This window comes from Variovorax paradoxus (genome assembly GCF_030811855.1).
Taxonomy (GTDB): Bacteria; Pseudomonadota; Gammaproteobacteria; order Burkholderiales; family Burkholderiaceae_C; genus Variovorax; species Variovorax paradoxus_L.
Window position 1 is genome coordinate 61,158 of sequence record NZ_JAUSRN010000021.1, and the last position, 23,946, is coordinate 85,103.

At 66.1% G+C, this 23,946-nt stretch carries 23 protein-coding genes; 12 read left to right on the forward strand and 11 right to left on the reverse strand.

Features of this window, described 5'->3' with window-relative positions:
* Position 1 precedes the first annotated feature (1 nt).
* Positions 2 to 1,639: an alpha-amylase family glycosyl hydrolase gene (locus J2X92_RS27500; RefSeq protein ID WP_307580713.1), complete on the reverse strand. Its 1,638-nt coding sequence runs from the start codon at positions 1,637 to 1,639 to the stop codon at positions 2 to 4.
* Positions 1,640 to 1,844: 205 nt separating this feature from the next.
* Between J2X92_RS27500 and J2X92_RS27505 the strand changes: the two genes are divergently transcribed.
* Both J2X92_RS27505 and J2X92_RS27510 read left to right on the forward strand, forming a co-directional pair.
* Positions 1,845 to 2,465 (forward strand): DUF938 domain-containing protein, encoded by a 621-nt coding sequence (locus J2X92_RS27505; RefSeq protein ID WP_307580714.1) that lies wholly within the window; start codon positions 1,845 to 1,847, stop codon positions 2,463 to 2,465.
* A gap of 108 nt (positions 2,466 to 2,573) precedes the next feature.
* A complete protein-coding gene (locus tag J2X92_RS27510) occupies positions 2,574 to 3,368 on the forward strand; it encodes an SDR family NAD(P)-dependent oxidoreductase (protein WP_307580715.1) in 795 nt (264 codons plus the stop codon).
* A 14-nt stretch (positions 3,369 to 3,382) separates the two neighbouring features.
* Here the strand turns inward: J2X92_RS27510 and J2X92_RS27515 are convergent, their stop codons facing one another.
* From J2X92_RS27515 to J2X92_RS27530, 4 genes are all read right to left on the reverse strand, one after another.
* Positions 3,383 to 4,954: a serine hydrolase domain-containing protein gene (locus J2X92_RS27515; protein WP_307580716.1), complete on the reverse strand. Its 1,572-nt coding sequence runs from the start codon at positions 4,952 to 4,954 to the stop codon at positions 3,383 to 3,385.
* A gap of 135 nt (positions 4,955 to 5,089) precedes the next feature.
* Complete coding sequence (locus J2X92_RS27520; protein WP_307580718.1) at positions 5,090 to 5,869, reverse strand: extensin-like domain-containing protein; 780 nt, start codon at positions 5,867 to 5,869, stop codon at positions 5,090 to 5,092.
* 42 nt (positions 5,870 to 5,911) lie between these two features.
* Positions 5,912 to 7,105, reverse strand: a complete 1,194-nt coding sequence (locus tag J2X92_RS27525; RefSeq protein WP_307580719.1) for a PrsW family intramembrane metalloprotease — start codon at positions 7,103 to 7,105, stop codon at positions 5,912 to 5,914.
* Positions 7,102 to 7,662 carry a hypothetical protein gene (locus J2X92_RS27530; RefSeq protein WP_307580720.1) on the reverse strand — a complete coding sequence of 187 codons (561 nt, stop codon included), beginning with the start codon at positions 7,660 to 7,662 and terminating at the stop codon, positions 7,102 to 7,104. Before J2X92_RS27530 ends, J2X92_RS27525 begins: the two co-directional genes overlap by 4 nt.
* Before the next feature lie 101 nt (positions 7,663 to 7,763).
* On the opposite strand from J2X92_RS27530, the gene J2X92_RS27535 reads away from it, so the two are divergent.
* The 9 genes from J2X92_RS27535 to J2X92_RS27575 all read left to right on the forward strand — a co-directional run bounded on the left by J2X92_RS27535 (position 7,764) and on the right by J2X92_RS27575 (position 16,942).
* Positions 7,764 to 8,285 (forward strand): C40 family peptidase, encoded by a 522-nt coding sequence (locus J2X92_RS27535; RefSeq protein WP_307580721.1) that lies wholly within the window; start codon positions 7,764 to 7,766, stop codon positions 8,283 to 8,285.
* 130 nt (positions 8,286 to 8,415) lie between these two features.
* Positions 8,416 to 8,823 carry a hypothetical protein gene (locus J2X92_RS27540; RefSeq protein WP_307580723.1) on the forward strand — a complete coding sequence of 136 codons (408 nt, stop codon included), beginning with the start codon at positions 8,416 to 8,418 and terminating at the stop codon, positions 8,821 to 8,823.
* Positions 8,824 to 8,976: 153 nt separating this feature from the next.
* Complete coding sequence (locus J2X92_RS27545) at positions 8,977 to 11,043, forward strand: carbon starvation CstA family protein (protein ID WP_307580724.1); 2,067 nt, start codon at positions 8,977 to 8,979, stop codon at positions 11,041 to 11,043.
* A gap of 8 nt (positions 11,044 to 11,051) precedes the next feature.
* Positions 11,052 to 11,258 carry a YbdD/YjiX family protein gene (locus tag J2X92_RS27550; protein ID WP_198086834.1) on the forward strand — a complete coding sequence of 69 codons (207 nt, stop codon included), beginning with the start codon at positions 11,052 to 11,054 and terminating at the stop codon, positions 11,256 to 11,258.
* A gap of 122 nt (positions 11,259 to 11,380) precedes the next feature.
* Positions 11,381 to 12,646 carry a glutamate carboxypeptidase gene (locus tag J2X92_RS27555; protein WP_307580733.1) on the forward strand — a complete coding sequence of 422 codons (1,266 nt, stop codon included), beginning with the start codon at positions 11,381 to 11,383 and terminating at the stop codon, positions 12,644 to 12,646.
* Positions 12,647 to 12,879: 233 nt separating this feature from the next.
* Positions 12,880 to 15,033, forward strand: coding sequence for a TonB-dependent receptor (locus J2X92_RS27560; RefSeq protein WP_307580735.1), 2,154 nt, complete (start codon positions 12,880 to 12,882; stop codon positions 15,031 to 15,033).
* Positions 15,034 to 15,165: 132 nt separating this feature from the next.
* Positions 15,166 to 15,585 carry a sel1 repeat family protein gene (locus tag J2X92_RS27565; RefSeq protein ID WP_307580737.1) on the forward strand — a complete coding sequence of 140 codons (420 nt, stop codon included), beginning with the start codon at positions 15,166 to 15,168 and terminating at the stop codon, positions 15,583 to 15,585.
* Positions 15,586 to 15,715: 130 nt separating this feature from the next.
* A complete protein-coding gene (locus J2X92_RS27570; protein WP_307580739.1) occupies positions 15,716 to 16,048 on the forward strand; it encodes a DUF1161 domain-containing protein in 333 nt (110 codons plus the stop codon).
* Between the two features lie 39 nt (positions 16,049 to 16,087).
* A complete protein-coding gene (locus J2X92_RS27575; protein ID WP_307580741.1) occupies positions 16,088 to 16,942 on the forward strand; it encodes an alpha/beta hydrolase in 855 nt (284 codons plus the stop codon).
* Positions 16,943 to 16,959: 17 nt separating this feature from the next.
* Here the strand turns inward: J2X92_RS27575 and metC are convergent, their stop codons facing one another.
* From metC to J2X92_RS27595, 4 genes are all read right to left on the reverse strand, one after another.
* Entirely contained in the window at positions 16,960 to 18,165 is a 1,206-nt protein-coding gene (gene metC, locus J2X92_RS27580; protein ID WP_307580743.1) for a cystathionine beta-lyase, read from the reverse strand.
* A gap of 43 nt (positions 18,166 to 18,208) precedes the next feature.
* Positions 18,209 to 19,219 carry a Bug family tripartite tricarboxylate transporter substrate binding protein gene (locus J2X92_RS27585; RefSeq protein ID WP_307580745.1) on the reverse strand — a complete coding sequence of 337 codons (1,011 nt, stop codon included), beginning with the start codon at positions 19,217 to 19,219 and terminating at the stop codon, positions 18,209 to 18,211.
* Between the two features lie 64 nt (positions 19,220 to 19,283).
* Positions 19,284 to 20,864, reverse strand: a complete 1,581-nt coding sequence (locus tag J2X92_RS27590) for a rhodanese-like domain-containing protein (protein WP_307580747.1) — start codon at positions 20,862 to 20,864, stop codon at positions 19,284 to 19,286.
* Positions 20,865 to 20,961: 97 nt separating this feature from the next.
* Entirely contained in the window at positions 20,962 to 21,552 is a 591-nt protein-coding gene (locus J2X92_RS27595) for a mercaptosuccinate dioxygenase (RefSeq protein WP_307580749.1), read from the reverse strand.
* Positions 21,553 to 21,660: 108 nt separating this feature from the next.
* Here J2X92_RS27595 and J2X92_RS27600 point away from each other — a divergent pair, with 108 nt between their 5' ends.
* Entirely contained in the window at positions 21,661 to 22,533 is an 873-nt protein-coding gene (locus J2X92_RS27600; RefSeq protein ID WP_307580750.1) for a LysR substrate-binding domain-containing protein, read from the forward strand.
* Between the two features lie 11 nt (positions 22,534 to 22,544).
* Here the strand turns inward: J2X92_RS27600 and J2X92_RS27605 are convergent, their stop codons facing one another.
* Positions 22,545 to 23,375 carry an urease accessory protein UreD gene (locus tag J2X92_RS27605; RefSeq protein WP_307580752.1) on the reverse strand — a complete coding sequence of 277 codons (831 nt, stop codon included), beginning with the start codon at positions 23,373 to 23,375 and terminating at the stop codon, positions 22,545 to 22,547.
* A 39-nt stretch (positions 23,376 to 23,414) separates the two neighbouring features.
* A complete protein-coding gene (locus J2X92_RS27610; protein WP_055803455.1) occupies positions 23,415 to 23,939 on the reverse strand; it encodes a nucleoside deaminase in 525 nt (174 codons plus the stop codon).
* Positions 23,940 to 23,946: the final 7 nt, after the last annotated feature.

Consider the following 23,946-nt stretch of genomic DNA (forward strand, 5'->3'; position numbering starts at 1 on the left):
CTCATCGTGTCGTCGGACCCTTGTCGTTCACGGTGCCGATAACGACGCCTTCGTGAGGCGCCAGCACCAGGGGCCCCTTGATGAACTCGGCGCGCGCAGGATCGGTCGATGCCAGCAGGATCGGCTGGCGCGGCATCAATGCCGGCGAAATCGGCGCCGGGGTAGCGCCGAAGTTGAGGAGCACCACCAGCCGCTGTCCCTCGCAATTGCGCGCATAGGCGAGCACATCGCCCTCGGTGTCAAGCGCTTCATAGTTGCCCCGGTTCAGCGCAGGCTGCGCGCGGCGCAACGCGATGAGGCGCCGGTAAAGCGCCAGCATCGACCCCGCGTCGCGTGATTGCGCTTCCACGTTGTGCATGGGCCAGTCGGCTGCCAGGCGCAGCCACGGCGTACCGGTCGTGAAGCCCGCGTGCTCTCTGGCGCTCCACTGCATGGGTGTTCGCTCCGGGTCGCGACCCAGGCCCATGCCAGGCTTGTTCTTCTCGAACGGGTCCTGCACTTCATCGGCGGGAATGGGGACGTCCGTCATGCCGATCTCGTCGCCGTAGTAGAGCGTCGGCGTGCCGCGCAGCGTAAGCAGCAGCATGGCCGCGAGCCGCGCCATCTGTGGCCCGACGCGGCTCGCAATGCGGGATCTGTCGTGGTTGCCCAGCACCCAATTCGGCTGGGCGCCGGCGGGCAAGGCGGATTCGTAGTCGCGCACAAAGCGGTCGATGCGTGCCGCCTGCCACTCGGTCGCGATCAGCTGAAAGTTGAAAGGCAGTTGCACGCCTTCGAGCACACCTTCGGCGTTGAGTCCGTAGTAGGCGACCAGGCGCGTGAGCGGCAGGTAGAGCTCGCCGATCAGCACGCGCGACGAGCGTGTGTCGCTGAACGCGTCGACCACGCGGCGCATCTCGGCCACGATCGGTTGCACCTCCGGCAGGTCGGTGTTGTAGAGCATCAACCAGCGAAAAAATGGGTCCTGGCCCGGGGCGAAGTCCGGATTCGGCGGGTTGTCGCGGAACTGCGCGTCCTTGATGATTTGTGAGAGCACGTCGACGCGGAATCCGTCGACGCCGCGCCGAAGCCAGAAGCGCAGCACCTCGTACATCGCGGCTCGCACCTCGGGGTTGCGCCAGTTGAGGTCGGGCTGCTCCTTCAGGAACGAATGGCCGTAGTACTGGCCGGTGGCCGGATCGAAGGCCCAGGCCGGCCCGCCGAAATTGCTGAGCCAGTTGTTGGGCGGCCCGCCGCCCGGCGCCGGGTCGCGCCAGATGTACCAGTCGCGCCGCGGATCGCTGCGTGCGCTGCGGCTCTGCACGAACCACGAATGACGGTCCGACGTGTGGTTGGGCACGAAGTCCAGGATGATCTTGAGCCCTCTCGCGTGGGCCTCTTGCACCAGCGCATCGAATCCGTCCAGCGTGCCAAAGCGCGGATCAATGTCGCAAAAATCGGAGATGTCGTAGCCGAAGTCGGCCATTGGCGAGGGATAGATCGGCGAGATCCAGATGGCGTCGACACCGAGCGAGACCAGATGATCCAGCCGGGCGCGGATTCCGCCCAAGTCTCCAATGCCATCGCCGTTGCTGTCCTGGAACGAACGCGGGTAGACCTGATAGACGATTCCGCATTTCCACCAGTCGTCGGCTGACATCTTGATCCCTTCATGCTAGGTTTCGAGTGGGTTCATTTTCTCTAGAAAGCGTGCAGGGCATCACCACGGTGTGGCCAATACCTTTCCAAGCACCGGCCAGAACCTGCTTACATTGCTCTCAGCGGAAAACGGTCACTCGCGATCGACAAGCGCCTCGCCGTCGGGCCCTGGTACCCTCCAAACCGACCATCCAAGCCCAAAACCGATGTCCGACCTTCCGCACAGCCCCGCCGCCGATCGCAACAAGCAGCCCATCTTCGATGCACTGACCCGCATCCTCGGTGAGCGCGGCACCGCACTGGAGATCGCATCCGGCACAGGTCAGCACGCCGCCTGGTTCGCAGCAGCAATGCCGCAATGGACTTGGCAGCCCACCGACGCGGACGCGCGCATGATTCCCGCGCTGGCAAGCCGCGTTGCAGAAGCTGCGCTTTCCAATCTCCGCGCGCCACTTCTGCTCGACGTGATGGCGCCTCAATGGCCGTCGCAGGGCGCCGCATTCGCCGAAGAAGAAAAGTTCGACGCGATCTACTGCGCCAACATGCTGCACATCGCGCCTTGGGCCACGTGCGCCGCGCTGATGCAAGGGGCGGCGCGGCATCTGCTTCCTGGCGGGTTGCTGATCACTTACGGACCGTACTTCGAAGAAGAAGTCCCACCAGCGCCGAGCAACCTGGCGTTTGACGAAGAATTGCGCGCCCGCAATTCCGCCTGGGGCATCCGGCGCCTGGAGGACGTAGCGGCAGAGGCGCGGCGCGCAGGCCTTGCATTGCGAGAGCGGCACGTGATGCCCGCGAACAACTTGCTGTTGGTCTTTGGCTTCTAGATCCGCTGGTGGGCGGCAGAAGTTCCGTGTGTGTCATTTTTGTAGTCACTCTGGAAGAATGACTGCATCGCTCGCAACTGAATCCGTCCATTGCGGAAACTCCCATCCATGACCGATCTCTCCACCCCCTCCCGCGTCGCAGTCGTCACCGGCGGCGCGCGCGGCATCGGCCTGGCCATTGGCCGTTGGTTTCTGGCGCACGGCTACAACGTTGCGCTGCTCGATATCGATGCGCCCACGCTCGATCAGGCGGTGGCCGATCTGGCCGAGCCGGAGCGGGTGCTTGGCTTGCACTGCGACGTTTCGGATCCGACGCAAGTCAGCAGCGCCACACAGGCCGTGGTCGCGCGCTTCGGGCATGTCGATGCGCTGGTCAATAACGCGGGCGTGGCGGTGTTCAAGCCCGTCCTGCAGACCTCGTTCGAAGAGTGGCGCGCCGTGCTGGGTACGAACCTCGACGGCGCATTCTTGTGCACGCAAGCATTCGGTGCGCTGATGGTCGAACGTGGGCAGGGCGCGGTGGTCAACGTCGCTTCCATCTCAGGCCTGCGCGCGAGCACGCTGCGCGTGGCCTATGGCACCAGCAAGGCGGCGCTCATCCACTTGACCAAGCAGTACGCGGTCGAGCTGGGCAATGCTGGTGTACGCGTGAACGTGATCGCGCCGGGCCCGGTGGAAACCGAGATGGCCAAGCTCGTCCACACCGTGGCGATCCGCTCAGACTACTACGACACCATTCCGCAGGGCCGCTACGGCACGCCGGAAGAGATGGCCAACGCGGTGGGCTTTTTGTGCAGCGACGAGGCCAGCTTCATCAATGGCCAGGTGCTTGCCGTGGACGGTGGCTTCGATGCAGCGGGGGTCGGCTTGCCGACCTTGCGCAAAGGCCCGCCCGCGTCCTGAAACTTGCTCGCCTGTCAGCGCACGCGCGGCACCGCAGCCGTCAGCAGCCCAAGCGCCTGGTTCAGCGTCGAGGTCGCGAAGCGCTCTCCCTTCGAATGCCCAATGCGCACGACGATGAGATCGTGTGACGGAATCACCAGCACAAACTGGCCTCCGGCGCCGAGCATGTAGTAGGTCGATGTCGGCACGGCCAGTGAGCCCATGCCATTGATCCAGAAGAAGCCGCCGTAGATGGGGCGCTTGTCCGCTGCCCAGGCCGGTGCAACGCTGCTCACAAAATTGACGAAGCCCTCGGGAAGAAGACGCTCGCCGTTCCACACGCCGTCTTGCAGGTAGAGATTGCCGAGGCGGGCCCAGTCTCGGGCCGACATGAAGTCGTAGCCTTGCGTGAGAAAGTTTCCGTAGGGGTCGGTCTCGATCACCATCGAGCGGATGCCGATCTTGTCAAAGAGCGCGCGCTGCGGAAACGAGAGGTATTCCTCGCCGCGCTTTTCTACCGCGAGGCGAACCAGGTAGTTGGCAAGCACCGGATCGGTGTTGCGGTAGCGGCCCACGGCGCCGGGCGGCCATTGCTGCGGACGAGTGGCGGCGTAGTTGAACGCATTGATGCGGCCCGTGTAGTAGTAGATGTGATCGGGGTAGGTGCCATTGGGATCAAAGTCCGGGTCGTCCGGCGCCTTGATCCGCAGTCCGCTCGACATCTGCAGGATGTCCGAGATCTTGATCTTCTGCCGCTCATCGCCAGTGGCTTGCCACTCGGGAATGGGCGCCGGCTGGTCGAGCTCGTACACGCCTTGCTTGATCAGCAAGCCCATCATCGTGGCGACGACGCTCTTGCCCATGGACCACGATTCGAGCGGCGTCGTTGCACCGATGCCGTTCATGTAGCGCTCGGCAATGATGCGTCCCTTGTGCGTGACCACGAAGGCCGATGTGTAGGCCTCCGAAACGCCGAATGCGGCGTCCACGGCCTCGTTCACCTTGGCCATGTTGACTTCGGCCGGCGGCGGGTCGCCTGGCAGCGCGTCGCCCATCGGCCAGGGTTGGGTGGCGGGGTCGGGCAGCGTGCTCGTGACCGAGACCGGCGTGAAGAAAACATCGTCCCTGCCGGCCGGCAGCGTGACGCAGCCTTGCGAGCCGAAGTGCCGCGCCACCAGCGTCGGACCATTGGGAATCGAGATGCGAACTTCCTTCTTCACGCGGTCGATCACCGGCTTGCCCACGTTTTTGCGCTGGTCATACGGTCCTACGAAGTAGCCGAGGCTTTCAGCGGCCACGTCGGGATCGATGCCGGTGATGAACACTGCGGAGCACATTGTCTTGGCATAGCCGGAGGTGTTGTGCTCCAGCACGTTGCCGGGCGGCGGCACGTAAGGCGTGTTCAGTTCGAGCGCTCGTGCGCGGGCAATGAGCGCATCGCGTTCCGGCAACTGTGCCGTGGTGTTCGGTGCGGCCGCCACTGGAGCGCCGAAGCCGACTCCCCCGCCACCGCCACCACCTCCGCCGCCACCGCAAGAGGCGAGGGCGGCCGCGATGCTCAAGGCCGCGGCGGTCGTGGTAACTGAACGGCGAATCGAGAACTTCATTGAGGTCCTTGCTGGCATGCGTCAACACCGGCGGCATTCTGAGTGAATACCGTATGGCCGCCTAGCTCTTTCAACGGCAGCGCACGCGGTGTAGCTCCAAGGTTCTCCTTTGAGGGCGGGGGAAGCAGAACATCGCTAGCGGCACATGTCGTACCCGCCGGTCTCCAGGTGAAAGTGGTCGTTGTGCACGGCGTTGTAGTCGGGGCCCAGCACACCATTGAAGAAACGGCAGGCACCGCGGTGCACGTCGAGCAAGAGCATTGCGGCAGGGTCGTCCACGCTCGATGCAACATCGCGCGGCCAGGATTGCCGCACCGAGATCCGGCGGCCATCGGCCAGCGTCAAGGCCGCCACGTCCAGCGCATCGGCAGTTGCATGCCGGCTGCGCGAAGCGCCGGGCACTGCCCCTTCACCGCGGTTCACGTTGCGGCAGGCATAGCTGCCGAGGTGCTCGATGGCCACCACTTTTTGGCCGAAGCGCTGCTCGGCGGCGGGTTGCAGCGCGTGGTGCTCCCACATGAAGAAGGACAGCGCCATCGGGCAACTGAGCGACGGCGCGGTGCCCAGGCGAACGCCGGCGGAGCGCAGCCTGACGGCGTTCTGAAAGCCGCAGCCGACTCCCGTCACGCGATCGGGCAGCAGGTCGTATTGCATGCCGGTTTGCGCCAACGCCGCAAGGCAGCGCGCCGGGTCGCGTCGAGCCCGCGAAAGCTTGAAGCCGGTCAGCCAGTCGGGCTCGGCCACCACGTCGAGCGGAGCCCACGGATTGAAGCGCTCCGGAATCTCGACTCTGCCGGTGGCGATGGCCCATGCCCCCGCGGCGAGCACGGCACAACACACGGCAGCCACGGCGAGCCAGCGCTGGCGGCGCGAAGGCGTCGGCTTGATCGGTTGGTCATCATCATGAGGCGCCATGCAGCAGACCTCGCGTGTCGTGTCTTTTAGCGGCTCGTTGCGTCAGAGCTGCACCGCAACCAGCGGATCCAGCTCGGCCCGTATGCGCCGTATCGCCACTTCATGCCGCAGCGTCTGCGCGCCGCGTCCGTAGGTCATTGCCTTGCGGATGAGGCGCAGCTGCTCGCGCTGCAGTTGCGTCCTCAGCCGCCTGGCGCGCAGGCCGAAGGTCCAGCCGATTTGCCTGCGAACGTTGTATCGCGACAGAGGCGCACCCAGCCGCAGCCATTCGTCGTCGCGGATCAAATCACGCTCCGGCACAAAGTAGGCTGCAAGCGCATGAAGGTACGCGCCGTTCTCGCGGGCGGCTTCGCGCCAGAAGAGCCAGGCAGCGGCCATTGCAGGAATGCCCTTGATGACGAGCAAGATGGCCATCTCGCCATAGCCGCCATCGAAAAGATCTTCGAGCCACGGCGAGTTCCAGATGAAGTGCATGGCCCACGCGAGCGCAAAGCACAGCAGGGCGCAGGCAATCCTCACCACCATCGGCCGTTCGGGATGCAGCAGAAACCACGCAACGCCGAACGAGGCAATCGCCGTGTAGGCCGCGTGGCTCCAAAGCCCGCTCAGCAGCCCGCGCGTCAACAGATTGATGAGCACCGGATACACCTGGTTCTCGAGCGGAAAGTGCATTGATGCATTGACGGTATACGTGAGGTTCTCGACCACCTGGAATCCCAGCCCCGTCATGGCTCCGACGATCAACACTGAAAGATAAGTCTGGAACTGGTTGCGCGCCACCAGCACGAGCAGCACGACGCCTGCAAGCTTCAAGAACTCCTCGGTGATCGGCCCCGCGATGGCCGGTCCCCAGGCCGCGACAAAATCCGGCGACACCAGCTTGGCGCACAGGCTTTGAATGGCAATGTTCGCGGGTGCGGCAAAGTAAACGGCGCCCAGTCCACCCCATGCAAACGCCAGCGCAAAGGCCTCCGGCGGATGCTGTTCGAGCAAGTCCAACGCGCGAAAAACGAGCAGAAAAACCAGTGTGTAGATCGCCCACACCAGGATGCCGAGCAAGGCGGTGATGGGGACCACGCGAAACCCCATCGAGAACATGTTGACCGTGTAGAACAGGCCATTGACGATCAGCGCCGCAAGCACCCAGAAGGCTGCGCGATGGGGCTGAAAGAACGAGTCGGTGCCAATCGGCCATTCGCCCTTGTCCTGCTGCTCGGCGACGTGGAGAAGGTTCACAGCGGCGCCTCCAGGTCCATCGACTCGAGCATGCTCCGCGCCTCGGCCATTGCTTCGTTCAGGCCGTCGGTGGCGCCGTAGAAGTCGATCTGCACCAGCGACCTGCGCCGCAGGTCGACCACCTGCCAGAAGCGACCCGCCAGCTTCGATCCATAGTAGGCAAAGGTCTTACCCTGTAGGCCCCAGGTCGTGACGAAGTCCGACGGGTCGCCGTCGATCCGCAAGCGCTGGCCGCGCTCCATGAGCCGTTGCTGCCGCACCAACGGGCCATCGGGGCCACCGGCCCATTGGCCGGTGGTCACCAGAAACTTGTGGCCGCCCTTGAACAGCATCAGCGACCGGCCGGCCTTCGAGCGCGACACGTCCATCTCCCACCCGCTGGCGGGAACGAACCTCGCACGGCCGACCTCGACCATTTCGCCCGCGGGCAGCGGCCGGTTGGCGGGCGTGTGCCTGTCCCAGAAAACGAGGCCGCCCACGTAGCTTGCAATGGCCAGCAGCACGGCGATCGCACCTGGCCAGGTGCGGTACGGGATTCGGCGTGAGGGCTCGGGCATGTTTTGATCGTGCCATATCCATCTGTTGCGCGGGCTCCTTGCCTTGGCCGGATCGGTCGCTCGCGTTAGAGTCCGGCCACGTCCACAAGACCGCCAACCACATGCCCGACGCACTCGCAGTACCCACGCCACGTCCCCGCATGCCACTGCTGCTGCTCCGTCTGCTTTCCATCGGCGCCTGTCTCCTCGCGCTGGGTTGCGCGAGCCCGCGGGCGCCGCCGCCGTCGGCCGGCTACAGCAGTTCGCCGCTCAGCTCCGAAGAATCGAACAGCGTCGCGATCCATGCGCTGGGCCTGGTGGGCACGCCATACCGCTATGGCGGCAATACGCCCGAGGGCGGCTTCGACTGCAGCGGGCTGATCGGCTACGTGTACAAGAGCAGCGCGGGCCAGGCCACGCCGCGCACGGTGGCGCGCATGGCGGCGTTCGGCCGGCCGGTGCCCGCGTCGGACATCCGCTCGGGCGATTTGGTGCTCTTTGGCGCGTCCACGCCCACGCACGCGGGCATCTACGTGGGGGCAGGGCAGTTCGTGCATGCGCCATCGACCGGCGGTGAGGTGCGGCTCGACAGGCTGGACGGCGTTTACTGGTCGCGCCAACCCATGCAGGCGCGGCGGCTCTAAGCCCCCGAAAACGCCAGTCAATCCAACTTAACGGATGGGCGTAGTCATTGGTCTACAGGGATGCCTGCCTTGGGGCCGCCCGATCGGTGTGGCATGCTGTGCCGATGTCACCGAACCTCGGAGAGGTCCCATGAAAAAACTCATCGTACTGGCCATCTTGGGCCTTGCCACCGCGCTCCCGGCCCTTGCACAACGCGATCCCGACACCTACGAGCACGACCGGCGCTACTGCGCCAGCGGTCGCTCCGGCGTCGACTTCAACACCTGCATGTGGCGCGTCCAGCGCGACCGCGAGGAGCGCTATGAACGCCGCGAGCAGCGCGCCTATGAGAGGGAGCAGCGCCGCGATTACGAGCGCCGCGAGCGCTGGGCCGAGCAGCCACCCCCGCCGCCGGTCTATCGCCAGTGGGACACCCCGCCTCCCGGCGAACAGCCGAGGCTGAGCGACATGCAGCAGCGCGCGCTGGACAACTGCAACCTGCTGGCCCCGCGCGACCAGCCCCGGTGCCGCGCGACGGTGATGTCGACCGTCCGCTAAGCACCGCGCTGCACTGACGTCGCCACGTGCGCGTGGCCGAGGCTAGGGTTTTCCATTAAGAATTGCCACGCATAGCGCCCGCGCGGTCCGACGGATGCGGCTTCGCGGCTGGCGGGGAACACTCCCGGTTCCAATACCGAGGAGACATTCCCAATGCACAGCATCCGCCGCCACCTGGTGTGGCTCGTCGTGGCCGTGGTCGGCGCATTCGCGCTGGGCACCGTCGCCCTGACGCGTGGTGAAAGCGTCAACGCCCTCTGGGTGGTGACCGCCGCGATCTGCACCTATCTGATCGCCTACCGCTACTACAGCCTTTTCATCGCCGAGAAGGTGCTGAGTCTGGATGGCAACCGCAAGACGCCGGCGCACCGCCACAACGACGGGCTCGACTACGTTCCCACCGACAAGAACGTGCTGTTCGGCCACCACTTCGCGGCCATTGCCGGTGCCGGCCCGCTGGTGGGCCCGGTGCTCGCCGCGCAGATGGGCTACCTGCCCGGGCTCTTGTGGGTGCTGGCGGGTGTCGTGTTCGCGGGCGCGGTGCAAGACTTCATCATCCTGTTCATCTCCACGCGCCGCGACGGCCGCTCGCTCGGCGACCTCGTCAAGCAGGAGATGGGCACCGTGCCCGGCATGATCGCGCTGTTCGGCACCTTCATGATCATGATCATCATCCTCGCGGTGCTGGCGCTGATCGTGGTGAAGGCGCTGGCCGAATCGCCATGGGGCACCTTCACGGTGGCGGCCACCATTCCGGTGGCGCTCTTCATGGGCGTGTACCTGCGCTTCATTCGCCCTGGGCGCATCGGCGAGGTGTCGCTGATCGGCTTCGTGCTGCTGATGCTTGCCATCTTCGGCGGCCAGGCCGTGAGCCAGAACCCCGCGTGGGCGCCGCTCTTTACCTTCGACGGCAAGGCGCTCACGTGGATGCTGGTGGGCTACGGCTTCATTGCCGCCAGCCTCCCTGTGTGGCTGCTGCTGGCGCCGCGCGACTACCTGTCGACCTTCCTGAAGATCGGCACCATCATCGCGCTGGCCCTTGGCATTGTGTTCGTCATGCCGACGCTGCAAATGCCCGCGCTCACGCAGTTTGCGCAAGGCGGCGGGCCGGTGTGGGCGGGCAGCATGTTCCCGTTCCTGTTCATCACCATTGCCTGCGGCGCGGTGTCGGGCTTTCATGCGCTGATCTCCTCGGGCACCACGCCCAAGATGCTCGACAACGAGCGCCATGCGCGCTTCATCGGCTACGGCGGCATGCTGGCCGAATCGTTCGTGGCGGTGATGGCACTGGTGGCGGCCTCGTGCATCGAACCCGGCATCTACTTTGCAATGAACAGCCCGGCCGCGCTGGTGGGCAGCACCGCGCAGCAGGCCGCGCAAACCATCTCGAGCTGGGGCTTCGTGGTCACGCCCGAGATGCTGGTGCAAACCGCCAAGGACGTGGGCGAAAGCACCATCCTCGGCCGCGCGGGCGGTGCGCCCACGCTCGCGGTGGGCATGGCCCACATCCTTCACCAGGTGATCGGCGGACAGGCCATGATGGCCTTCTGGTACCACTTCGCGATTCTGTTCGAGGCGCTCTTCATTCTCACGGCGGTGGATGCCGGCACCCGTGCGGGCCGCTTCATGCTGCAAGACCTGCTGGGCAGCTTCGTGCCCGCGCTCAAGCGCACCGATTCGCTGCCGGCTAACCTGATTGCCACGGCACTCTGCGTGGCGGCCTGGGGTTACTTTCTCTACCAGGGCGTGGTCGATCCGCTGGGCGGCATCAACACGCTGTGGCCGCTCTTCGGCATCTCCAACCAGATGCTGGCCGCGGTGGCGCTGCTGCTCGGCGTGGTGGTGCTGTTCCGCATGAAGCGCGAGCGCTATGCCTGGGTGACCATTGCGCCGGCCGCATGGCTCTTGGCCTGCACGCTCACGGCAGGCTGGCAGAAGATCTTCTCGCCCGACCCGAAGATCGGCTTCCTCTCGCACGCGGCAAGGTACACCGAGGGCCTTGCCAACGGCGTGCTGGTGGCGCCGGCCAAGACGACCGAGGCCATGTCGCGCATCGTCTTCAACGACCGGCTCGACGCGGCACTCTGCGCGCTCTTCATGTTCGTGGTGCTGAGCGTGCTGGTGTATGCCGTTAAGGCATGCCTTGCGGCGCGCGCGGCCAACCGCCCGACCGCGCAAGAGACGCCTTTTGAACCGCTGGCCGCATCGGCGGCGCGCTGAGCGAAGCCATGGGTCTCGCATTGCCGGAGGCCGGGCGCTACTTTGCCCGCTCCCTCAAGCAGTCGCTGCGGCTCATGGTCGGCATGCCCGACTACGACGCCTACCTGACGCACATGGCGGCCACCCACCCGGACCAGCCGCCGATGAGCTACGAGGCGTTTTTTCGGGAGCGGCTCGAGGCGCGCTACGGCGCCGGCAAGGGCCGCTGCTGCTAAGGCGCAGGGCCCGTTTGTTGCTTGTTCTCTTGACCCGCGCGGAACGCGGGTGATAGCCTGCGATCGCCCGCGAGAAGCGGGCTTTCTTTCGCCCAAGCTCGAACGAACAACAGAACGGACCTATGACTTTTCAGAAGCACCACTCCTTCTTCACCCAACCCGCGCCGCTGCGCACCGCCTGTCACGGCGTGGTGCTGGCATGCGCACTGTTGGCCGGCAACGCCATGGCCCAGAAGCCGCACCAGGCGGCGCTGGACGCGGCCACGCAGCAGAAGGACGAGGCGCTCAAGCTGCTGGAGCGCATGGTCAACATCGACTCCGGCTCTGCCAGCACCGAGGGCCTGGACAAGGTGCGCGGGATGGCCGTCGACGAACTGCGCAAGCTCGGCGCGCGCATCGAGACCTTTCCGGCGGAGCCGCATCCCGGCACCAACGTGGTTGCCACGCTCACCGGCCAGGGCAAGAAGAAGATCCTGATCCTCGCCCACATCGACACCGTGTTCAAGGAAGGCACGGCCGCAGCCAAGCCGTTCTACATCAAGGACGGGCGCGCCTACGGCCCCGGCGTGATGGACAACAAGGGCGGCGTGGTCGCCGGGCTCCAGGCGCTGAAGATTCTGCAGAAGATCGGCTTCAAGGACTATGGGCAGATCACCTTCCTCATCGACACCAACGAAGAAGTGGGCTCGGTCGGCACCAGTGCGCTCATTGAGCGTGTGGCCAAACAGCACGACGTGGCGCTGAACCTGGAGCCGGGCCGTCCGGCCGATGGTCTCGTGGTGGAGCGCAAGGGCTCCGCCACGGCTCTCATCGAGGTGAAGGGCCTGGCCTCGCATGCCGGCGTCGCGCCCGAGGCCGGCCGCAACGCAGCCATGGAAGTGGCGCACCAGGTGCTGCAGCTTTCCAAGACGGGGGATGCCGCAAAGAAGACCACCGTGAACTTCACGGTGCTCACGGCCAACGGGCCGACCAACGTGATTCCCGCGAGCGCCAGCGCCAAGGGCGACGTGCGCGCCGCCACGCCCGAAGAGCTCGACCGCGTCGAGAAAGACCTGGCCCGCATCTCGCAGAACAAGCTGATCCCCGACACCGAAGTGCGCGTGCGCCTCATCCGCGGCCTGCCGCCGATGCCGCGCTCGCCTGCATCGGACAAGCTGGTCACCATGGCCGAAGGCATCTACGGCGAGATCGGCAAGAAGCTCACCATCGAGAGCAGCGGCGGCGCGGCCGACGCCAGCCTGGTGGCGGGCGTGGGCGTGCCGGTGCTCGACGGCTTTGGTATCGTGGGTGGCGGCATCCACACGCCGGAGGAATACGCCGAGGTCGAGAGCGTGGTGCCGCGGCTCTATCTGCTGTCGCGCATGCTGATGGACTTGAGCGCCAACTGAGCTTTGCGCCGGGCAACTGCCTGGCGACCCTTCGGGCGGATCGACGTTTAGAATCCGCCGGTTCGCGCGATGCGATCTCCTTCTGCTGACCCCCTGGCCACCGCGCCAGCACAGGGTCGGCGAGGGCACCCAACCCAGATTTTCAAGGCAGGGCACATGCGTTTCTCCATCCGACAGATGGCGAGGCGGCATGTCGCTTCGCGATCTTGTTGTTGCCTTGAAGGAAATTTGTCATGCCCGTTCGATCGCGTGCGCCGCGCCTGCGCCACCAGCCCCTGTGTCTTGCCGTCTTGGCCGTTCTGGGCTCTGCCGCCCACGCGCAGGGCAGCACCGACACGCTCAAGGAGATCACCGTCACCTCCGAGCAGGAGACCGGCTATGCGCCATCGGTGAGCAGCACGGCCACCAAGGGCAGTGCGCCTCTGCGCGACATTCCTCAGGCAGTCAACGTGCTGCCGGCGCAGCTGCTGCGCGATCAGGGCGCCACGTCCATGCAAGACGCGCTGCGCAATGCGCCCGGCGTTTCGTTCAATGCCGGCGATGGGCAGCGCGACCAGGTGGTCATTCGCGGATTCACGGCCATTGCCGACTGGTTCGTGGACGGCGTGCGCGACGACGCGCTCTACTTTCGTGACCTGTCGGACACCGAGCGCATCGAAGTGCTCAAGGGCCCGGCCGCGGTGCTCTACGGCCGCGGATCGTCGGGCGGCCTGGTCAACCGCGTCACCAAGAAGCCGATTTTCGAGCGCCCCTTCGGCGAGGTATCGCTCGGCCTGGGCAGCCACGACTTCAAGCGGCTCACGGCCGATCTGAACCAGCCCATCGGCGAGAACATGGCCTTTCGCCTCAACGTGGCGCGCGAAAAATCGGGCAGCTACCGCGACCAGCAGTTCATCGACCGCTACAACGTCGCGCCCTCGCTGGCGATGAAGTTCAGCCCGCAGACCGACCTGCTGCTGCAGTACACCAGCGCCTACGACCAGCGGCTGACTGACTTCGGCATTCCCGCGCTCAACGGCCGCCCGGTCAACGTGCCCATCGGCACCTACTACGGCTCCGCCTTCGCGAAGCGCGACGACACCACCACCACGCGCGTGCAGTCTTTCACAGCCACGCTCAACCATCGCTTCAGCGACACGCTGAGCCTGCGCAACACCACCCGCTACTACAGCTACAAGCTGGACCGCTTCAACACCTTGCCCAGCGGCACCACCGACCCGGTGCGCATGATCGTGGGCCGCACGCGCGGCTTTGTCGATCGCGACGAGAGCGGCTGGTTCAACCAGACCGACCTGACCTGGCGCAACGAGCTTGCCGGCTTCAAGCAGGAATGGCTGGTCGGTGCCGAGTTGGGCAAGCAGGACAAGCGTCTGTATTCGGTGTCTTCTCCCACCGGCTTCGAGCGCGTGAGCATTCTCAACCCGGTGTCCGCACCGCCGCCCATCCCGCTTGCAAGCTACCTGGCCAGCAGCGCGATTCCGAGCAACTCCACCTTCAAGACGACCGCGCTGTATGCGCAGGACCAGATCACGCTGGCGCCGCAGTGGAAGGCGCTGATCGGTGGGCGCTACGACGTGTTCGATCAGGAGACTTCGTTCGAGCGCTCGCTGGCGCCCATGTCGCGCACCGATCGCAAGTTCAGCCCGCGCGCAGGAGTGGTCTGGCAGCCGACGGAAGCGCAGTCTTACTACGTGTCGTACAGCCGCTCGTTCCAGCCTTCGGCCGAGACCTTTGCACTGTCAGCCAACAACGCGGCCAACGACCCCGAGATCACCGTCAACAAGGAGATCGGCGCCAAGCTCGACTTCATGGACGGCGCGCTCAACCTCACGGCGGCGCTCTTCAACCTCGAACGCTCCGGCATCAAGAACACCGATCCCGCCAACCCGGCGCGGCAGATCAACGTCGGCACGCAGCGCACCAACGGCATGGAGCTGGCGCTGGCCGGCAAGCTGCCGGGGCGCTGGGACGTCAGCGCGGGCTACGCCTACCTGGACGGCCGCATGGTCAAGTCGTTGGCCACGGTGAGTTCGCTGCAGCTGCCCATTGGTGCGGCCATGCCGGTGCAGGGCAAGGTGGCGCCGCTCACACCACGGCATTCGGCCTTCGTGTGGCTCATGAAGGACCTTGGCAATGGCCTGAGCGCGGGCGGTGGCGTCAACTACGTGGCGGCGCGCTATGCCTCGCTCAGCAACCTGGTGACGCTGCCTTCGTATGTGACGGCCGACCTGGCCGCAAGCTACAGGACCGCGAAGTACGAGCTCTCCGTGAACCTGAAGAACATCACGGGCCGGAAGTACTACGTGTCGGCACACGGCAGTGTCGACAACTTGATCATGCCCGGGCCTGGACGCGAGCTGCAGGTGGCATTGACCGCGAAGTTCTGATCGGCGCAACGCAGCGGGAAATCCGGCACAGGCTCAGGCACGCACTGAGTCTGCCTGCGCGAATTCCAGTTTCTTTTTGCAAGCGCTTGCTGCCACGATGGCCTCCACACAACTCAATGGTGGAGAACATCGATGGCATCCGACCTGAATCAGATCAAGAGCTGGTCGCTGCGCTGGCGGATCTTTCTTGCGGGCGCGCTGTGCCTTGCGGCGGCGCTCTCCGCGGCGCAGCCGCCCGACGCGAACGTCTTGCTGCATGCCGAGCAGCGCTTCCAGCTGGCATTGGAAGCACAAGCGGCCCGCGACTACCGCGCGATGCTCGAGGAGCTTCGGCGGGCGGCTGCCGAGGACAACGCCGAGGCGCAAGAGATGCTCGGCATGGTGCTGCTGGCCGGACCGACGCTTTACGGTACAGCGGTGAAGGCCGACCGCTGCGAAGCCCGCAGGTGGATGCTGCGAGCCGCGTCGCAGGGCAGCGATACGGCCAAGGTCCAGCTCACTTTCCTGAACAGGCTGCGCCATTCCCCGGCCGGGACAAAACCCTGCGAGTGAGCCTGCGAGTGAGCCCGCAAATCGAGCGGCGGTCACGTGCGGTTACCAGGGTGTGCGCGAGGACGTCTCATCAGTGATTGCGGGGCTAGACTGTTGGTCTACGCAAACCTCGGCATGAGCCGACTCATCAATGAAACTCTGGTCGATTTCCATGGCGCTCGCTTTTGCCGGCGCCGCCCACGGCGCTGAAAACTGCGAAGCCCTGCGCAGCCAGATCGAATCGAAGATCGCCGCGTCGGGCGTGACGCGTTTCAGCGTCACCACCATCGACGCCAATGCACAGGCCAATGGCCAGGTGGTGGGCAGCTGCGATCTCGGCAGCAAGAAGATCATCTATCAGCGCGAAGGCGCCCCCCCGGCGGAAGGCGCAACGGCGCGTCCCGCACCGGCGCCCGCGGGCGAACGCATCCTGACGGAATGCAAGGACGGCACGGTGACCGTCGGCGGCAGCTGCAAGCAGTAAGCGGCACCCCTGGCATCGCACTTTTTTCCGGAGCTCACCTTGTCACGCAAAGTCTCTCGTATCGCACTCTCGGTTTCGGCCGCTGCCATTGGCAGCATCGCGGCGTACTGGACCATCCTGGCCGCCCGCCAGGGGCACATCTTGTTCAACGTCAGAAAGCATCCGGTCGTTCATCTGTCCGACGACTTTTCCACATACTCGCACACGGTGCCGGGCGGCATGGTCCGCGGCTACGTCTATCACCCGCAGGGCGAAGACTCGCTGCAAGACCTGTTCATCTATTTCGCGGGCCGCGGCGAGGACGTGCGCGCCACTGCGCAGGCGCTGCACTGGCTGCCCGATGGCTTCGGATTTGCAGCGATCAACTATCGCGGCGTAGCCGATTCGCAGGGCCATCCTTCCGAGATCGCCTCGGTGGCGGACGCGATCCAGTTTGCCAGCCACTTGCGCAAGGCTTTTCCCAAGGCACGCCTGCACGTGGTGGGGCGCAGCCTGGGAACGGGCGTGGCCATCCAGCTGGTGGCGCAGCAGCATTTCTCCAGCCTGCAACTGGTCACGCCCTACGACTCGATGCTGGAGGTTGCAAAGCGGCGCTTCCCGCTGGTTCCGCTGTCGCTGCTGTTGCGGCATCGGTTCGATTCGCTGATGCACTGCAAGGAGGTGGCCGCGAAAACCCAGGTGCTGCTGGCCGAGCACGACACCGTGGTGCTGCCCGAGCGCTCGCAGAAGCTCATCGCGGCCTGGCCAACGCCCGTCAACGTGCAGACCATTCCTGGCTCCGACCACCACAGCATCATGGGCCTTGAATCGACCTGGCTTCACCTGGTCGACTTTGCGCTGACCGCGATTCTTCCGGAACCCGAACCTGAACCAGCGGAGCCCGTGGCCGCCTGACCGGCGAAAAGGCCCGCTCAGCCCTCGTTCAAGGCGGTAAATCCGCGCTCCAGATCGGCCAGCAGGTCCGAAGGCGCCTCGAGCCCCACGTGCAGCCGCACCACGGCGCCGCGCGCGCTCCAGTCGGTCACGCTGCGTGCCGCGCGCATGTTGGCCCAGGCCACGAGGCTTTCATAGCCACCCCACGATGAACCCCGACCGAACAGCGAGAGGGCATCGACCATCCGTTCGACTGCGGCGTTTCCGATGCCGGGTTGCAGCTCGAACGAGACCAGCCCGTTGGTGCCGCGGCAATCGCGCTTCCAGAGTGCATGGCCCGCGTGCTGCGGCAGCGCGGGGCAGAACACCGCCGCCACTTCGCTCCGCGCCTCGAGCCAGCGTGCCACTGCCAGCGCATGCCGCTCGTGCATCTGCAGCCGGGCCGACAGGGTGCGAATGCCGCGCAGCACCAGCCATGCGTCGTCGGGGCTCACCGTCATGCCAAAGGCGTCGCAACGCTCGTTGAGCGGCTGCCAGGCTTCGCGCGTTGTGGAGACCGTACCCATCATCACGTCGGAATGGCCCGAGAGGTATTTGGTCGCGGCCATCAGCGAGATGTCGGCGCCCAGCGCTAGCGGCCGGTACTGGACGCCCGAACCCCAGGTGTTGTCCGCGGCCAGGAGTGCGCCGCGTGCATGGGCCAGCTCGGCCAGGCGGGGCAGGTCGCACATCTCGTACACCAGCGAGCCTGGGCATTCGGCATACACGAGCTGCGTGTTCGGCTCGAAGCGTTCTTCCACGCCGCTGCCGTCCGCCGCAAAGAAGGTGCAGCGGATGCCGTACGGGTCGAGAAAGGAATGCACGAGATTGCGCGCCGGCTCGTACACGCTGTCGGACATCAGCACGTGGTCGCCCGGCTTCAGGTAGGACAGCAGCACCATTCCGATGGCCGCAAGCCCGGTGGGAAAGAGGCGCGTGCGAAAGCCGCCTTCGAGTTCGCTCACCGCATCTTCGAGCGCGAAGGTGGTGGGCGTGCCGCGTGCGCCGTAACTGAAAACGCGCTCGTCGCCGCGCCGTGCGCGGGCATCGCGCATGGCGGCCACGCTGTCGAACACCACGGTGCTCGCGCGCACCAGCGGCGGGTTGACGGGCTTGCCGCCGGCATGGAGGGACGACTTGCCGGTGTGGGCGAGGCGCGTTTCCAGCGCCTGCGCGGCGGGATCGGTGTGCGAAGAAGCGGTCATGGTGGTGAACGAAGGGCGTTGTTCGCAAGGCCTCTATGGTGCGTCAATCGGCCTTGGCGCCGGAGAGCTTGACGACGCGCGACCAGCGATCGATGTCCTGGCGCAACTGCGCGGCAAAGGCTTCGGGCGTGTTGGCCACCACTTCGCTGCCGCCGTCGGTCACGAGCTTGGTCACTTCGGGCAGGCGCAGCGTGCGCACGATGGCTTCGTTCAAATAGGCCACGCGCTCGGGCGGCGTGCCGGCGGGCGCGAAGAAGCCGTACCAGTCTTCGAACCTCGCATTCGCATAGCCCAGCTCCTCGAGCGTTGGCACCTTGGCGAACACGCCGATGCGGCGCGGGCTGGTGACTGCCAGCGCGCGCAGCTTGCCGCTTTGCACCATGCCGGCGACCGAGGCGGTGGAGGTCACGAGCACGTCGACCTGGCCGCCGAGCAGATCGGTGAGCGCGGGGCCGGCGCCCTTGTAGGGCACGTGGGTCATGTCCACGCCGCTGTCCTTCTGCAGCACCACGCCGACCAGGTGCGAGAGCGTGCCGTTGCCGGGCGTGGCGTAGGTGACCTTGCCGGGGCTGGCCTTGGCGCGCGTGGCGAGATCGGCAAAGGTCTTGTAGGGTGAATTGGCTTCCACCACCAGGGCGAGCGGCGCCGCGTTGACCTGCGTGATGGGCATGAAGTTCTTTAGCGGATCGAATCCGGGCGCCGAGTAGAGCGAAGGGTTCACCGCCATGATCGACACCTGCGAGGTGAGCACCGTGTAGCCGTCGGGCTTGGCCTCGGCCACCGACCTGGCGCCGATGTTGCCGCCCGCGCCGCCGCGGTTGTCCACTACCGCGGCCTGGCCCATGATTTCCGGCAGGCGCGTGGTCACCAGCCGGGCCGTGGCGTCGTTGCCGCCGCCCGGAGGAAACGGCGAGACGAACTTCACCGTTTGCGATGGAAAGCCGTTGCGCGCCGGCAGCGGCTGGGCCGCGGCAGGCTGCAAGGCCATGGCCGCCAGCCATGCGGCGACGACGGAGAGACGGGCAAGGCCCGGAAGGCGATCGGCAGACGACATGGCAGGACTCCTGGAATAGGAACAGACAGCGGCGAAGGAATGGAAGAAGCGATGCGAAACCGGTTCAGGCGTGCGGCGCGGCGGGCAGCCTGAAAGCCGCGCGCTCCGCCGCGTCAAGCTGCGCGACCAGCCCGGTTTCCCAAGCCAGGTAGCGGCGCGCCGCTTCCTTGTTGCCGTCGTGGCGGTCGTGCACGAAGAACAGATAGTCGATGCATTCCGCATCGACGGGGAACTCGGGCGTGGCTTCCACCGGCAGTCCGGCACCGCGCCATGCGGCCATGCCGCCTTCGAGCAGCAGCGGGGCGGGCGAGCGGCCGGCGAGCTCGGAGCTTGCGGCCCAGGCCGCCAGCGCGGCGTCATCGGCCACTAGCACGAGCTGGCGCGTTTCGCTTTTCACGTCGTCGGCGAGGCGCGGGCGAATGGACCAGCGTGCCTGCGGAATGTGGCCGGCGCGGAACTGCATGCTCGTGCGCAAGTCGATCAGCGCCACGTCGCCTCGATCCAGGCGGGTGGACAGTGTTTGCGCATCGATGGTCTGCAGCGCGGGAGCCTCAGGGACGGCCGCAGGCGCAAGTGCAAGGCCGCTCGCAAGCCCGCCTTCGAGCACGCTCGCGTCGTGCCCCATCTGCCGCAGCCAGCTCGCAATCGTCGGCGCGCGCACGCCGTCGCTGTCGAACAGCACGAGCCGCGCGCCGCGCACGCCGACGTACTGGTCTCCGGCTTGCATCAGCTGGCCACCGGGCGTGTGCTGTGCGCCCGGCAGGCTGCCGGCCGCGAATTCTTCGGGCGCGCGCACGTCGCAGAGAAACAGGGTGCGGCCCATATCGCCGGCCCATTGCTGCACGGTTTGCGCGGTGACCGTGGACACGCCGAAGCGGTCGGCCAAAGCTTGCGCGGCGGGCCGAAGATCGGTGTTGCCGCTTTCCGCCGGATAGCGCCGCGTGCCGCCGTGCTCCAGCGTGTGGTCGTTCAGGTACCAGCCCTGCGTGCCGTTCTCCAGCGCGTAGACGGGATTGGGCAGGCCGAGGTTGATGAGCGTCTGCGCACCGATGATGCTGCGCGTGCGGCCCGCGCAATTGATGACGATGGGCGTGGTGGTGTCGGGCACCAGATGGCGCACGCGGTATGCGAGTTCGCCGTTGGGGCAGCAGGTGGCCGTGGGGATGTTCATCTTGTGGAACTCGCTCACGGGCCGACCGTCGAGCACCACCACCTTTTCGTTGCGCGCCAGCATGCCGGCCAGTTGGTCGGCGCTGATGCGGGGCGTGTGATAGACCTCTTCAGCCAGCTCGCCGAAGGTCTTCGACGGCAGGTTGACGCCCGCGAAGAGCACGTGCCCCGCGGCCTTCCAGGCGCGGGTGCCGCCTTGCAGCACATGCACGTCGGTGTAGCCCAGCACCTCGAGCCGCTGGGCGGCGCGTTCGGCAACGTCGGGATCGCCATCGTCATACGCAACCACCCGCACGCCGCGGCGCGGCACCAGGCGCGGCGCATCGAGTTCGAGCCGACTGAAGGGCAGGGGGGTGCCGTAGAACAGATGCGCCTCGCCGTACTGGCCGTGCTCGCGCACGTCGAGCAGCGCGATCTCGCCGCCGTCGTGCAGCCAGGATTTGAGGGTCTTCGGATCGATGAAGGAGGTCGTCATGGGCGGGAGAGAATCGATGAGGCAAAAGCGGCTAGGCGAGCGACGTCGTGCGGCGCCGGATCCCGGACCGCATCGAAAAATCTAAAAAGGAGAAGGCTTAGCGCCGCGTCTGCACGCCGATGCCCATCGTCTGGTACGTACCCGCGGCCAGGTCGTACGCGGTGCGCTGGTTCAGCGTTTCGAGCGCGCGGCCGTACATGTGCAGGTGGCGGATGACCTGCTCGCCCTGGATCTCCACCGAGTGAATGTCTTCGGGCATCAGCGCGATGCCATTGCCGGGCTCGACCACCACCAGAGCGGTTTCCTCGAGCTTGCCGACGCCGGGCACGGAGCCGTCGTCGCGCCGCTCGTACACGCGGTTGTGTTCGGTGCCTTCGACCGCGGCAATGCAGGCCCAGGTGGTGTGGTTGTGCGGCACGATCTTCTTGCCTGGCCGCATCACGTTGAGGTAGAGCGCGTAGCTCTGGTCCGGGTCTTCGGCAATCAGGTAGCGGGCCTGGTGCTCGCCGGCTTCGGGCGCCGGAAAGTCGGCAGGGCCCCAGTAGTCAGTGCGCGCGGCCAGTTCGACTAGCTCATCGAGCACCGCATCGAGCTTTTCGCGGGTGGGTTCAGCACCGCCAATGGCTTTCTTCATCTGGTCGATGGACGCGGCAACCGCCTTGCGGCGCTGGTCGGACAGGGTGCTCATGCAGGTTTCTCCAGTGGGAATGCTTGTCTAGGTGTGCATTCACTTTAGTGACGAGGGCATGACTCGACAATCCAGCCGGCGCACGAAATACATCAATAAAATTAATGTATGCCCACACTCGATCTCGACCTGCTGCGCTCCTTCGTGGCGGTTGTCAGCCACCGCAGCTTTGCGGCCGCGGCCGTGCACCTGGGCCGCACGCAGTCGGCCATCACGCAGCAGATGCAGCGGCTCGAAGAGCAGGCAGGTCACCCTCTGTTCGCTAGGCAGGGCCGGCAAAAGCGGCTCACCGAACATGGCGAGCGGCTTCTCACCTATGCGCACCATCTGCTCGCGCTCAACGACGAGGCGCTGCGCAGCCTCCGGCAGGGCGAGCTCGAGGGCAACTTGCGCATCGGCGCGCCGCACGACGTGGCCGAGACCATGTTGCCGCTCTTGCTGACCGAGGTGGCGCGCACCTCGCCGCTGCTGCAGCTCGACATCCACATCGGCCGCAGCCCCTATCTCATGACCTCATTGAAGAGCGGCGAGGTCGACATGATCATCTCGAACCGCGCCGATCCGCAGTTCGACGGCGTGGTGCTGCGCAATTCACCCACCGTGTGGCTCTGCGCGGCCAGTTACGTGCACGACCCGGCCAAGCCGGTACCGCTGATCATGGCCGATGGGCCAAGCATCTTTCGCCGCATCGGCCACGAGGCGCTCGATGCCGCGGGCGTGGCATGGACGCCGCGCTACACCTCGTCGAGCCTGATCGGCATCAAGGCGGCATTGCGCGCGGGCCTGGGTGTGACAGCCCGCGGCGTGGAGCAGCTCGACGCGGGCCTGCGCGTGCTCGGCGCCGGCGACGGCATGCCGCGCCTGCCCGACCTTGCCTACTACCTGTACGTGCGCAGCCACGTGGTGAACCCGGTCACGCGGCAGGTGTTCGAGACGCTGAAGAAGCACCTGCGGCTGCCGCGCACCGACATGCCGGCCTGAAGCGTGGCGAGCTACGTTGCCCAGATGCGCGGAGAACTCGCTGGCAGCTTCCACAGCTCGGCGCGCCACGCCTGCCACACCTGCCGCAGCAACTGCATTGCGGGCTCGACCACTGGCGCGAGCACGCGCAGCACGACGATCTCGGCATGCGGGCTCGTCGCACCCGCGCTCTCCTGCAGGCCATGCGCATCGATGGCCGTGCGCGCGAGCGCAAGCAGCGCCTCGCGCCGCGCCTTCGTGGCCGGCGTACCCGCCACGAAGAACAGCGATGCAATGCAGCGGTGCCCGCCGAAGCCCAGCGGACTTTGCAGCAGCCGATGGTCCGCCGCATCGATGCGTCCGCGTTCGAGCCACACGCCGGGCACTTCGATGTGCTGCAGATAGGTGCCGCGCTCGAATGGCTGGTTGGCATTGGGCAGGCCAAGGGCAGTCACGTCCCAGCCGATCATCTCGGCGCCGGCCTCGGCCTCGATGGTGAGCCGGTTCTCGGCCCGGCAGCCGCTGTAGCAGATGGCCTCCAGCGGCAGCCATTCGAGCCGCGCGCCCTTGGCAAGGCGGATGCGCGTTCGCTGCAACGCCAGCTCGCCCTCGGAGCGGTAGAAGCGCGACGCACCGGGGGTGGTGATCAGTCCATGGCTGCCGTCGGCCGCCTCGATGTCGATGTCCAGCGTGTCGCCGCCCACCAGTCCACCCGGCGGATGCACCAGCACGTTGTGGCAGATCGCATCGCCTTCGGGATAGAGGCTCTGAAGAATTCGAAGCGGCCCGTCATGGCGAAAGCGCGCGACGCTGCGAGCGGATTCGTGCCGGTAATCGAGATGGAGACGTGCGTGCCAAGACATCCAACGAGTCTATTCGCCCCGCAGCGTTCTCTTGTGGACCTAGCTGGCCCACGCTCCATCGTGGGCGGCGCTGGCTTCATGAAGCAGTGCAGGCCCGATGCATTCGATCGGATGCGGAGAGGCGCGGAACACGTCTCGGCACGACAGCTCCGCGTCGCGCTGATCCTGCCGCTCGCCGCGGAACACGCGCAGCCGCTCGGCGTCGATGCCGTACACCACGCGGCCGATGTTCGACCAGAAGATGGCGCCCGCGCACATCACGCACGGCTCGCCCGATGCATAAAGGGTGGCGCTGGCAAGCTCCTCGCGCGTGAGGCCGCGCCCCGCGAGCGCGCGCAGGGCGTTCACCTCCGCGTGCGCGGTGCAGTCGCCGGTTTCGGCATTGCTGTTGCCCGCTTCGGCCAGCACTTCGCCGTCGGCCGAGACGATGAGCGAGCCAAAGGGTCGGTTGCCTCGTCGCCGGGCCGCATGCGACCAGACGATGGCTTTGCGAAGGTAGCGCTCATCGCGCTCGTCGAGCGTGGTTTCTTCAGGGAATGCGATATGGCTGCCAGCGGAATTCATGTCTTCA

Excerpts from the sequence above, each read along its gene's own strand:
- J2X92_RS27500 (WP_307580713.1), bottom strand. The coding sequence starts at position 1,639 with ATGTCAGCCGACGACTGGTGGAAATGCGGAATCGTCTATCAGGTCTAC.
- J2X92_RS27505 (WP_307580714.1), top strand. The coding sequence starts at position 1,845 with ATGTCCGACCTTCCGCACAGCCCCGCCGCCGATCGCAACAAGCAGCCC.
- J2X92_RS27510 (WP_307580715.1), top strand. The coding sequence starts at position 2,574 with ATGACCGATCTCTCCACCCCCTCCCGCGTCGCAGTCGTCACCGGCGGC.
- J2X92_RS27515 (WP_307580716.1), bottom strand. The coding sequence starts at position 4,954 with ATGAAGTTCTCGATTCGCCGTTCAGTTACCACGACCGCCGCGGCCTTG.
- J2X92_RS27520 (WP_307580718.1), bottom strand. The coding sequence starts at position 5,869 with ATGGCGCCTCATGATGATGACCAACCGATCAAGCCGACGCCTTCGCGC.
- J2X92_RS27530 (WP_307580720.1), bottom strand. The coding sequence starts at position 7,662 with ATGCCCGAGCCCTCACGCCGAATCCCGTACCGCACCTGGCCAGGTGCG.
- J2X92_RS27535 (WP_307580721.1), top strand. The coding sequence starts at position 7,764 with ATGCCCGACGCACTCGCAGTACCCACGCCACGTCCCCGCATGCCACTG.
- J2X92_RS27540 (WP_307580723.1), top strand. The coding sequence starts at position 8,416 with ATGAAAAAACTCATCGTACTGGCCATCTTGGGCCTTGCCACCGCGCTC.
- J2X92_RS27545 (WP_307580724.1), top strand. The coding sequence starts at position 8,977 with ATGCACAGCATCCGCCGCCACCTGGTGTGGCTCGTCGTGGCCGTGGTC.
- J2X92_RS27550 (WP_198086834.1), top strand. The coding sequence starts at position 11,052 with ATGGGTCTCGCATTGCCGGAGGCCGGGCGCTACTTTGCCCGCTCCCTC.
- J2X92_RS27555 (WP_307580733.1), top strand. The coding sequence starts at position 11,381 with ATGACTTTTCAGAAGCACCACTCCTTCTTCACCCAACCCGCGCCGCTG.
- J2X92_RS27560 (WP_307580735.1), top strand. The coding sequence starts at position 12,880 with ATGCCCGTTCGATCGCGTGCGCCGCGCCTGCGCCACCAGCCCCTGTGT.
- J2X92_RS27565 (WP_307580737.1), top strand. The coding sequence starts at position 15,166 with ATGGCATCCGACCTGAATCAGATCAAGAGCTGGTCGCTGCGCTGGCGG.
- J2X92_RS27570 (WP_307580739.1), top strand. The coding sequence starts at position 15,716 with ATGAAACTCTGGTCGATTTCCATGGCGCTCGCTTTTGCCGGCGCCGCC.
- metC (WP_307580743.1), bottom strand. The coding sequence starts at position 18,165 with ATGACCGCTTCTTCGCACACCGATCCCGCCGCGCAGGCGCTGGAAACG.
- J2X92_RS27585 (WP_307580745.1), bottom strand. The coding sequence starts at position 19,219 with ATGTCGTCTGCCGATCGCCTTCCGGGCCTTGCCCGTCTCTCCGTCGTC.
- J2X92_RS27590 (WP_307580747.1), bottom strand. The coding sequence starts at position 20,864 with ATGACGACCTCCTTCATCGATCCGAAGACCCTCAAATCCTGGCTGCAC.
- J2X92_RS27595 (WP_307580749.1), bottom strand. The coding sequence starts at position 21,552 with ATGAGCACCCTGTCCGACCAGCGCCGCAAGGCGGTTGCCGCGTCCATC.
- J2X92_RS27600 (WP_307580750.1), top strand. The coding sequence starts at position 21,661 with ATGCCCACACTCGATCTCGACCTGCTGCGCTCCTTCGTGGCGGTTGTC.
- J2X92_RS27605 (WP_307580752.1), bottom strand. The coding sequence starts at position 23,375 with ATGTCTTGGCACGCACGTCTCCATCTCGATTACCGGCACGAATCCGCT.
- J2X92_RS27610 (WP_055803455.1), bottom strand. The coding sequence starts at position 23,939 with ATGAATTCCGCTGGCAGCCATATCGCATTCCCTGAAGAAACCACGCTC.